Genomic DNA, 10,696 nt, shown 5'->3' with positions numbered 1-10,696 from the left:
CTCCCAGCTGAGCTATAACCCCTTTGATTCCAGATTGTTCGAGGAGAATTTGGTGGAGCTACGCGGGATCGAACCGCGGACCTCTTGCATGCCATGCAAGCGCTCTCCCAGCTGAGCTATAACCCCAACTCACCTCGGCGCCACCGAAGTTATCTCCGGCAACGGAGGCGCATGATAGGCATCACCCGCTTTGCTGTCAACCCTAAAATAACCGCGACTGATTCGTTTAGTCAAAATTGCAGCAGTTCGCTGTTTTTACCAGCAAGACGCGTGCTATCTCTCTGTTTTATGTCACAAATCGGCTCAAGCACCTATAAAGGAGAGGCCGTGCAGCAAGCCTCTTTCCCCGTGCAACGCCCCCGATCTCAGGCCCCTTTTGCTAGCTGATCATCAGCTTCTCCCCCGTCACCTCGGGAAAGCCTTTCCATAAAGGGCATTGCATTTGAAAACCCTTTCCATGATTTTTGTAAATTTACAACACAGAAAGTTGATCTAGCTCACAAATGACCATAGGATCAAACCGTGACCCAGGTCACACACCATAACCATAAATGACAGAGCGATGAGGTAAACCATGTTTGAGAATCTGGCAGTCCTGTTCCACCTGCGCGGTGCAACTACCAAGAACGGCGTTGTAGAGAAAGATGCCTATGCCCCCTCCACCCGTGAATACTACTTCCGCTACGGCAAGTAATTGCTGAAAGCCTTTCACGGAAAATGTAATAAAAAAACAACACACATCATTACACAGCCCTTTCGAGGCGCTGTCCTGTCCGGGCCAGATGTTCCACGGCCAAACCTGAACTCCACCAAACAAGAATGGGGCCCGCAGGCCCCATCTTTTATTGCACCAGACTGTGATTACACCAGATAGTGCGCTGGCTAATCGGTAAGCCTTGTAACCCTGAAACGGCTCAGAGCTTGATCCAGGCATCGGCCCAGGCCGTACCCTTGCCCGGCTCATAGGCCCAGGCGGCACCGGCACACCAGCCGGTGTAGGGATGCGGTTTGCACTCGTAGCTGACACCGCCATTGCTGACCCGCTCGCCCGCCTTGTAGGGAGTCCCCTCTTTATAGGCCGGATAGTCAGGCGGCGTTACGCCCCCCTCCTCTCCTTTCACCAGCAGGCTATGGGTGGTGCTGCGGCTCAGATTGCCTTCATCTGTGACCGTCAGTTTGATATCCAGCTTGGTATCGCTGGCCGGCTTGGTCAGAGTCAACTCCAGAGTGACCTGATCCAGTGCCGGGGCAGAGGCTCCAGCCGGGATAGTCCAGGCATAGGAGAGCGGCTTGCCTTCCGGATCGCTAGAGTGCTGGCCAGAGAGAGTCACCTTGCTGCCACCTTCGGCCTGCGCCGGGCCAGTGATATTGGCCACCGGCGGCAGGTTGGTGCCACCGCCGTTATCCTCGATCACCACCTCCGGATAGAAGTGCTGAACGCAGCGGCTGTAATCCCCTGCCTTGAAGGCGCTGAAACGGGTCTGGTAGCCCACCAGCTTGCACGCATAGCTCTTGCCACCGTTGGGGTTCTCTGCCACATAGCTCCAGTCCTGCTCCCAATAGATGGGCAAGGCACCGGCGCCATTGTCATCAAACACCTTCATATTCTTGCAACCCAGCACCTCGTCGGATGGCACCGCCACTCCGAGGTAGTTGGCAAACTCGCGGTAGTAGTTGATGCGATTCTGGGACTGGGCGTGCTCGACCGGACCGCCGCACTCCACCCCGCCGTTGATGATCTGGGTAGTGACCCCGAAGCCCGGCACCAGACCGTTCTGCTTGTCATGGTCATTCGGCTGCCAGGTGCCATCGATGACATGGAGCATGGAAGGCTTGGGCGGCTGCGGATAGGTATAGAAGAACACCGCACTGGCGAGGTTCAGCCAGGTGTCGGCCACCAGATCGGGGCGGTCGAGCAGGGTGCGCACCGTGCCGAACATCGCCTCGGAGAAGGGGCCATAGTTGTAGTTGTAGGAGAGCTGCTTGGCACCGCGGCCAAAGTAGCTCTTGAACTCGCCATTGTCGAACGTACCGCACGGCCACTGCTGACCCTGCCACACATCGGGACGGCACTCGGCGTTGTAACCGCCGCGCATGGTCTCATTCCATCCCATCTCGCGCACGTAGACCAGCGCCTGACGCCACTCGGCCTCCGGGCGCCAGTTTTCATGGCCACCGGTCTCCTGGGCGAAGTGGGCGAACATAGTTGCCAGCGTCTTGCGGCAGATGGCGTCAGCATCGCGGCCGTCGCTGTAGTCGCTGCACAGGGCCGGGAACTTGGCCGCCGCCTGCAACAGGCCACGATAGGTGTACTCGGGGGCGCGTAGCGGGAACAGGTAGTTGAACTGGCTTTCGCTCAGCAGGCTTTCGACCCGCTTGACGTTGCCCGAGTTGTCGGCACGGCCCGGCTGCACCGCCTCGACCACCAGATTGTCCCGGGTAGCGATGGAGGCCTTGACCGCTTCCATCGCCGGGAAGTCGGTCAGCGCCTTCTCTTTGGCATCCAGCTCGGCCTGACTCATATAGACGGGGGTGGTGCTGCCATCCGGCGGGGTAGGCGTCGGCGGATTGGGCTTGTCATCGCCACCGGTGTCCGGCGGGGTCACTTCCCCTTCGCCGACAAGCTTCCACGGGGTATCCCACTCGTTGGCGGCCGCCATGCCGGGAGTCTGACCCGGGTTGACCCACCACTTGGCCTCAAAAACCTGGCCGTTGTAATTGACCTGGCTGCCGCCCGGATAGGATTTGTTGATGTCATATGCCTCGGCCGCCCACAGGTGGCCGCTCAGCATCATGCTGGCAAGCAGAAGGGTGATGCGGTTTTTTTTCATTATTGTTGCTCTCTATGGTTTTGTGGCAAAAGGCGGAGCCCGCCTGAACAGGCTCCGCCATCTTCATCATGGACTCAACCTAGGGGCAGCTTGCCGCCCCGACATCCAGCCAGACGCCGTGCTTGCCCGGCTCGTTGCCTTGAGTCCACCACTTGGCCTTCCACTGACGGCCGTTGTGGTTGGTCAGCTCCCCGCCGTTGTAGGCAACAGCGGCGCTCCAGCCCAGATCAACCTGACTCGCCAGTGCCCACTGATCGGCGGCGCGGCTCGGTTCATTGCCCTGAGTCCAGTACTTGGCACGCCATACCAGCTGGTTGTGGCTCACCTTGTCGCCACCGTTGTAGACCTTGCTGACCTGCCATGCGGGAACATTCGCCGCTTCCGGATCTGTGATGTTGCAAGAGCCGTCGACCACGGGCGCCAGCGTCAGCACGACGCGCCCTTCGCTCTGATGTACCCCGTCCGAGACGCTCACACTCAGCTCATGCTGCTCGCTGGTGGTGACTGCCGGCGGCAGCAGACGCAGGTTGGCGCTGGTCTCGCCCTCCGCCTGCCAGCCCGCCGGGAAGTGCCAGCGGTAGCTGAGCGCATCGCCCTCGGGATCGCTCGCCTCGGCGGTGACGGTCAGCCACTCACCGCCGAGGCCGCCGAGCTGCGCCGGCACGGTCACCACCGGAGGCTGGTTCTCAACCACGCCCTGCTCCAGCGGCCGCCCGTTGACGGTAAAGGAGAGGGTCTGCTGCGGTGGCAACAAGCTCTGCTGTACCAGTGTCTGGCCACGGCACTGGATGGTGGCGCGGCCGGGCTCGCTGGCGGTGGGCAGGTTGATGTGGAACTTGTTCATGACGCTGCTGGCCGCCCGGTGATTGGCCAGCCTGAAGCGCTGCAGACCATCGCGGGTCTCCACCTGCAACTGGCAGTCATTGACTGACAGGGTGTTACTGTCATCCGGATAGGTGAAGCCGTAGGCGCCGTGCAGCGCCGGATAGATGTAGCTGGGCAGGCTCCCCTGCGGGTCGTAATAGCCCACCAGAGTGGTCACCGGCACGCCGAACTGCTCGGGCTTGCGCGCAACCTTGGTATCGATGGGGGAGACCTCCCCCCAGCTCTGGCCATCCGAGGTGAAGCTCTTCTTGAAGCCCCGGTTCACCAGCATCTCCTTGCCGTTGATAAAGAGGCGACTGTTGTAACCGGCCCCGTGATCGATGGTCAGACTGCGCCCACGATTGTCCGCAGAGGCAACCGGCACCCGGATATCACGGGTCCAGCGACCATCCCACATGGCGACCCTGACCAAGCCGTAATCCGCCAGCAGGGCACTCAGTCCGGCCTCGCTCAGGGCATCCATGGGGGCATCGACCTTCTCGATCCCCTCGATTGTGTGCTGATAGGGTTCCATCCTGGCCGTAGCACTGTTCCACTTGCTAAAGCCGGTGGCCGAGTTGGCATCGAACACCGCCTTGCTCTCCAGAAAACGCTGGATGATGGCGGCCGAATTGGGGGTATAGAGGGTGAAACGGTTGGCGCCGGAGAGAGGGCGACCGCCCGCCATCGCATCGTGGCCAAACTTGCGGCCATCGAACGGTGGCTGGCACTGGCCATCCAGACAGGCATCCTCATTGGTGCGGGTCGGCGAGAAGTTGGGGATGAAACGGTGTTTGTCACTGTCCCAGCCCCAGCTGGAGTTGAGCTGATCGGCACTGCGATGAACCGAGCCGCGGAAACCATCCACATAGTGGCCAAGGCCGAAGTTGTGGCCCACCTCGTGGCTGAACTCGTTGCCCAACGAATCATCCAGCGTGACGATGCCACCGCCACCGGAACCTCCGTGCACCTGAACTCCATTGGCATACTTGCCGCGACTGTTGTGCGCCGTCAGCTGGGCCGCAACAAAGGGATGGCTTCCCTCCCCTTCACCGGCACTGCTGTTGATGCCGTAGTTGGCATTGTCGATGCCGTGGGAGATAAGCTCCTTGCCGATGCGCTGACGCATGGTGCCGCCATGCCAGCCCCCTTCGCTCGGGTCAAAGTCGGTCAGCAGGGTGCCGTTGGGCAACATCACCTCAGGCAGGGAGAGCGGTGCATACTGACTGACAATCATCCGGCTGGCCGGGATGGTCTGGAAGTATTCGCGATGGGCCTCCTTGTCATTGGCAAAGGCAAAGCGATCCCGTGGCGTGGTGAGCATGCCGATGTCGATGGTGTGCAGCAGCAGCTCGCCGGGGGCGCCGACCTTGATATCACGCAGTTCACCACTGAGATTGCCCTGACGAACGGAGAGGGTCAGTCCGGGCTGGATCCACTCGGCAGGCAGCTCGCCGCTCCAGGTATCCGCTGCATAGGTGATGCGGTTGTTCTCCAGCTCCCCCTCACGGAACCACTGCCCATTGGCAAACTTGAACTGCAGGGTCTGGCCACGGGAGACGGTCACCTGTCGCTCGCCATAGAAGGCCGTCGAGTTATAACCGGCGCTGGAGCGGATCCGCACCATCTTGCCCTCCAGCTCCGGGCTCACGGGCAGGTAGATATCCCGAACCCAGCGGCCATCGGCGGTCTGGATCTCCACCAGCGCGCGACCAGTCAGCCGTTCCTTGAGGAAGGCGCCGCTCTTGTCGTTCAGTTTGGCCAAATCAGCACTGCTGCTGATGATGGCAGTGGTGCCGCTCTCCGGGATGAAACTCACACCCCCTTCTGGAGCCCCCGCGAGGTGGTAGACAGTCTCTGGCAGCGCCGATGGCGGCGACAAGGTCAGGGTGCCCAGCAGCTCGCCGCTGCCGTCACGGGCCTCCACCGTCATGGGGGTCACCCCGTCGGCCTGGAGCGGTTTAACCAGCAGCAGGCTCTTGCGCAGGCTGGTCAGGATGGGTTGGCGATCCCCCTCTTTGGGATGGGAAGGCAGGATCTGGCTCTGGGCAAACTGCACGCTGGCAGCCAGGCTACCCGCCAGATCGCTTTGCGGGGTCGTGTCATTGAATATCAGGGGCGAGGTGGTGGCAGACAGGGGGCCAGCCGCCAGGGTTGCCATGATGAGGGCAGCGATTCGGGTCACATTTGTGGTCATTGTCGGGTTCTCGTTCATATTGCTACCGGGAATGAGGAGCATGTCGCCATGCCCCGTCATCGGTGAGGAGGCCTCAGTTACAGCTTGCTGCCCCGATATCCAGCCAGACATCGTGCTTGCCCGGCTCATTGCCTTGAGTCCACCACTTGGCCTTCCACTGATGGCCGTTGTGGTTGGTGAGATCCCCGCCGTTGTAGGCAACGGCTGCGTTCCAGCCCAGATCAACCTGACTCACCAGCGACCACTGATCGGCGGCGCGGCTCGGCTCATTACCCTGAGTCCAGTACTTGGCCTGCCATACCAGCTGGTTGTGGCTCACCTTGTCACCGCCGTTGTAGACCTTGCTGGCCTGCCATGCGGGAACGTTGGCCGCTTCCGGATCTGTGGTGTTGCAGGAGCCACCCTCACCGCCTTCGTTGATTGGCGTGACGGTGAGGCGGGTTGCCGCGTTGGCATCGAGTGCGCCATCGGAGACGGTCACAGAGAGGTCATAACCGGTTTCGACATCCACCGCCGGGCCGGTGACCACCAGGGTGGCGCTGTTCTGGCCGGTCGCCGTGATACCGGCAGGCACTTGCCATTGATAGATCAGCTCGTCGTCGTTGGGGTCGGATGCCTTGGCAGTGATGGTCACCTGCTTGCCCTCTTCCACCTTGACGCTGGCAGGCAAAGTCACCACCGGAGGCAGGTTGGGCTGCGGCGCCTTGTTGGTCACCACCACCTGATCCCTGGCGGTCAGTTGATGGTCATCGGTCACCGTCAGCTCGAACACCAGATTGATGTCGGCGGACACGGCATCGAGTACAACCTGGGCCTTGGCCTGAGTGGCATCAAGCAGAGCAGCCTGCGGGCCGGAGACCTGCTTCCAGCTGTAGGTCAGGGAGCCTTTTTCCGGATCATGGGAGGCTGAGCCATCCAGCGTCAGGGTAGCCGGGCCGGTCACCGCCACATCGCTGCCCGCGTTGGCTACTGGCGGCTTGTTGGCTGGCGGAGTGACCCCTTCACCGTGACCGAGACCTTCATGCATGGCGTTGAGGATGTCGCCGTTGTCGGCATCGATCTCCCAGGAGAAGAGCCCGCCCAGCTTGTTGGCCAGCACGTATTGGCCTTTCGCCTTGACCGAGCGCTCGTCGTCATAGGTGATCAGCTCGCCGGTGGAGGGCTTGAACAGGGTGGCCGCTTCGGCAGTCTCGTCGTAGTTGTACTCCCAGCCTGCGCCCATATGGCTGTTGACGATGTGGCGATAATCCAGCACGCCATCTTCCCAGGTGCCCTTGATCTTGCCGGTGGCGGTGCCGGTGAAGGGATCGTTGCCCTGATAGCCGCTCACCCCTTTCCAGCCGCGACCGTAGGCGGCGGCACCGATCACCAGCTTCTCGGAGTCGACCCCCTGCGCCAGCAGTTGCTGCACCGCTGCATCAGTGTTGTAGCGCTTGTTGGCCGAGCCGTTGGTAGCCTGATAGAGGTTGGCCTGATGACCCAGGGAGGTATTGCTCCAGGCACCGTTGTAGTCGTAACTCATCACGAAGAGGTGGTCCATGTACTGCTGGGCAGCCTTGTAATCCACATCCTCAATCTTGTCGTAACCGGCACCGATGGCGGAGGTGAGCTGATAGGTGCGACCGGTCTCGGCCTCCAGCTCGTCGAGCATGGCGCGCAGATCCTTCATGATCAGCACATAGGTTTCCCCATCTTTGGTCTTGTCCCCCAGATTGGGGTTGGCACCGTCGCCGCCCGGGAACTCATAGTCGATATCGACACCGTCGAAGAACTTCCAGGTCTGCAGGAACTCTTTGACCGAGGCGACGAACACGTCACGCTTGGCCTTGTCATGCATGAAGAAGAAGGGGTCGGAGAGGGTCCAGCCACCGACGGAGGGGAGGATCTTCAGGTCCGGATAGGCCTGCTTGAGGGCCATCAGATTACCGAAGTTGCCCTTGTAGGGCTCATCCCAGGCGACCAGTGACCCCTGCCCTTTTTGCAGCGCGGCCCAGGGATCGTGAATGGCGACCTGGAAATCCTTGCGCCCGGCGCAGGCTCGTTGCAACGCCTGGAAGCTGCCGGCAATCTCTTTGAGGCTGTCGTTGAGGCCATCACCGCCACAGATCGGGGTGAAGCCATAGAGGATATGGGTCAGGTTCTGGGCCGGCAGCTTGTCCACGGTGAAGTTGCGATCATAGACCCCCCACTCCACATAGTAGGTGCCGACCACCTTGCCGGACTTGTTGACGTAAGGCTTGTTGTGCTCCTGCAGGGCAGGCTTGAGCGGTGCGAGGTGGCTGCCGTCGGTATCGGCGACCACGATCTCCTTGGCATCAGACAGGGTACAGCCATCGCCGTTGCACAGCGCGACCTGCATCTGATAGCGGCCCCCTTGTGCACCTTGAAGGTGGCGGTACCCGCGGCGGAAGAGGGACCTGACCACACCTCCTTGCCATCCAGCAGCACCTTGGCACTCTGGCCGATATCGCCGTTCCAGAGATTCCAGGTGACGGTCACATCGGCGCCATCCTTCACCTTGACCAGCTCGTTATAAGCGGTCGCGGACTGGTTGACTTCGACGATGGCAAACTTGGTGGGGCCCCAACCGATGGCGGGTTTGCCGGGAGCTGCCGCATAAGCGGCGGAGGAGGCGAGCAGGGTGCCGACCATCATGGCCAGCAGTGCAGGTTTTGGACTTAGCATATTGCTTTCCTTTTCGTTATGGGAAAAACGAAAGGGCAACGCAACACGACAGGTGACACAAAAACGGCCACCCCTTGGCAAGGGCAGCCTGCATTCTACTGTGGTGGCCCCGCTATCCTAGGTCGTCTTGACCCTTAGACCGGAAGCTTTGCGTCCCGACTTTTCAATCGGTTTGCCCTTGTCACAACGTTATTTCTGGCGATAAATAATCGCCGATTGACTGTAGGGTAATTCTGATAAGTAAGCAAATCGGACCATTGCCAGCCCACCAGTTACCAACCCCGACAATTACCCACTTTCAAGAAATTAATGTTTAAAAAACAGCCGGATATGCAGACCTAATCTCATCACCTCCAACCAGATACCTCACACCATTTTTTTGATCTGCATCACACCAAATTGAGAAAAATCAATGAGTAAGAACAATATGCGACAAAAGACCCATCTGTATCGCAACTAATGAATTTATAATCGCCGTTTTGCATGGCCAGCAGGTGTCTTCATGCCCAGCGAACTGCCCTCACGCACCCGGTTATCCAGATACGACAAATTTGTTCGTTTGACGATTTATGCCTTGCCACTGGCCGGGATGATCTGGCTTATCAACAGCCTCAATGGCTGGCAAAGGGCGCCGCTTGCCAGCACCTTGCTAGTCCAGAGCTACCTTATCTGCACCTTCTGGCTCTATCGCCACTACCGCTACCATCTGCACCGCCAGTGGCAGCATCTGAGTGAGGCGCTCAAGATCAACGAAACCACCGCCGAACTGGCCCGCAACTCGGCGCAATACCAGACCGAAGAGGCCTTTCTGGAAGATCTGCTCAGACGAGCCGTAATGTTGATCCCGGGGGCCGAAATGGGCTGCCTGATCAAGCTGCTGCCGGGCACAGGCATGTTGAGGTATGAAGCAGCCATCGGCATGGATCTGGTGAAACTGCGGCGGATCAATCTGCCGCTGGAGCACACCTTTCAGTACAAGCTGACTCAGGGGCGTTGCAACAAAACCTTGCTGATCAACGACCTGTCGAAGATAAATGCCACCATGCCCCTGTCCGAACAGGACAGAGAGCTGCTGGTCAACTGCACCGACCTACCCATCCAGGCCACGCTGGCGACCCCGATCCATATCGATGGTCAGCTCTACGGCATGATCAATATGGACAGCAGCAAACGTCATGCCTTTACCCGCTACGACAGCCACCTGATGGCGATCCTGGCGCGAGATATTCGCCACGCCATCACCATCTATCAGCAATCCCGCCGCATCTATCAGCTGGCCAATACCGACCAGCTGACCGGGCTCGCCAATCGCCAGCAATTCGAACTCGCTCTGCAAGCACAGCCGGAAGGCACACTGCTGCTGATCGACATGGATAATCTCAAGCAGCTCAATGACAGCAGTGGTCATTTGGCGGGTGATCAGGCCCTGCGCCTTATCGCAGATGGCATACGCCAGCACTTCGGTCAGGGGGTGATTGCCGCCCGCTTCGGCGGGGATGAGTTTGTGCTGCTCACCACTCTGACACCGACCGATCTGCAACAGGCGATGGCCAGGCTGACCACCATGCTGGCCAGCGCCTCCCCCACTATCTCGTGCAGCATGGGGATGGCCCCCTATCGCGGCGACTTTGCCGCCGCGTTTGCCAGAGCCGATGCCGACATGTATCAACACAAGCGGCACCACAAAGAGCAGCGTGCGGCACAGATGCCAGCTATCGGGGAGAGCATTAATCACTAGCCCGGAAGGGCTGCTTTGCAGGCACAAAAGAGAAGCTGGGTGGGGAAACCGATTGGCAGACCCGCAAGAATGTGGCGAAGCGGGGAGAAAAAACGGGGCATGACCGGCATGCCCCGCCACCATTCAATGCTTATTTACAGCTGGCGGCTCCCACATCCTGCCAGACGTCGTGTTTGCCGGGCTCATTACCCTTGGTCCAGTACTGCGCCTTCCACTGACGGCCGTTATGGGTGGTGATCTCGCCACCGTTGTAGGCCACATTGGCATCCCAACCCAGTTGCACCTTGCTCACCAACAGCCACTGATCTGCGGTGCGGCTCGGCTCGTTGCCCTGGGTCCAGTACTTGGCCTGCCATACCAGCTGGTTATGGCTCACCTTGT

Annotated in this window: 4 protein-coding genes, 1 tRNA gene, 1 pseudogene and 1 riboswitch; of the genes and pseudogenes, 1 reads left to right on the top strand and 5 read right to left on the bottom strand. The window is 59.9% G+C overall.

Going from position 1 to position 10,696, the window contains the following annotated elements; translation table 11 throughout:
- Positions 1 to 50: 50 nt before the first annotated feature.
- The 4 genes and pseudogenes from AACR14_RS11805 to AACR14_RS11790 form a co-directional block, all read right to left on the bottom strand.
- A tRNA-Ala gene (locus tag AACR14_RS11805) sits at positions 51 to 126 on the bottom strand.
- A 788-nt stretch (positions 127 to 914) separates the two neighbouring features.
- Positions 915 to 2,831 carry a glycoside hydrolase family 19 protein gene (locus AACR14_RS11800; RefSeq protein ID WP_019446326.1) on the bottom strand — a complete coding sequence of 639 codons (1,917 nt, stop codon included), beginning with the start codon at positions 2,829 to 2,831 and terminating at the stop codon, positions 915 to 917.
- Between the two features lie 79 nt (positions 2,832 to 2,910).
- A complete protein-coding gene (locus AACR14_RS11795) occupies positions 2,911 to 5,892 on the bottom strand; it encodes a M66 family metalloprotease (RefSeq protein ID WP_237714699.1) in 2,982 nt (993 codons plus the stop codon).
- A 73-nt stretch (positions 5,893 to 5,965) separates the two neighbouring features.
- Positions 5,966 to 8,577 (bottom strand): annotated as a pseudogene (locus AACR14_RS11790) (glycosyl hydrolase family 18 protein).
- 99 nt (positions 8,578 to 8,676) lie between these two features.
- A riboswitch (cyclic di-GMP riboswitch) is annotated at positions 8,677 to 8,764 on the bottom strand.
- 315 nt (positions 8,765 to 9,079) lie between these two features.
- Between AACR14_RS11790 and AACR14_RS11785 the strand changes: the two are divergent.
- Positions 9,080 to 10,315 carry a sensor domain-containing diguanylate cyclase gene (locus AACR14_RS11785; RefSeq protein WP_019446324.1) on the top strand — a complete coding sequence of 412 codons (1,236 nt, stop codon included), beginning with the start codon at positions 9,080 to 9,082 and terminating at the stop codon, positions 10,313 to 10,315.
- A 130-nt stretch (positions 10,316 to 10,445) separates the two neighbouring features.
- Here AACR14_RS11785 and AACR14_RS11780 read toward each other — a convergent pair.
- On the bottom strand, positions 10,446 to 10,696 hold a 251-nt coding region (locus tag AACR14_RS11780), incomplete at its 5' end, for a carbohydrate-binding protein (protein ID WP_041201954.1).

Source organism: Aeromonas sp. 159, assembly GCF_963862045.1.
Classification (GTDB): Bacteria; Pseudomonadota; Gammaproteobacteria; order Enterobacterales; family Aeromonadaceae; genus Aeromonas; species Aeromonas veronii.
The sequence above is the reverse complement of the archived record's forward strand: the minus strand, read 5'-3'. Positions and strand labels throughout refer to the sequence as shown.

Bases quoted from the DNA above. Each gene is read 5' to 3' on its own strand.
- AACR14_RS11800 (WP_019446326.1), bottom strand. From the start codon at position 2,831: ATGAAAAAAAACCGCATCACCCTTCTGCTTGCCAGCATGATGCTGAGC.
- AACR14_RS11795 (WP_237714699.1), bottom strand. From the start codon at position 5,892: ATGACCACAAATGTGACCCGAATCGCTGCCCTCATCATGGCAACCCTG.
- AACR14_RS11785 (WP_019446324.1), top strand. From the start codon at position 9,080: ATGCCCAGCGAACTGCCCTCACGCACCCGGTTATCCAGATACGACAAA.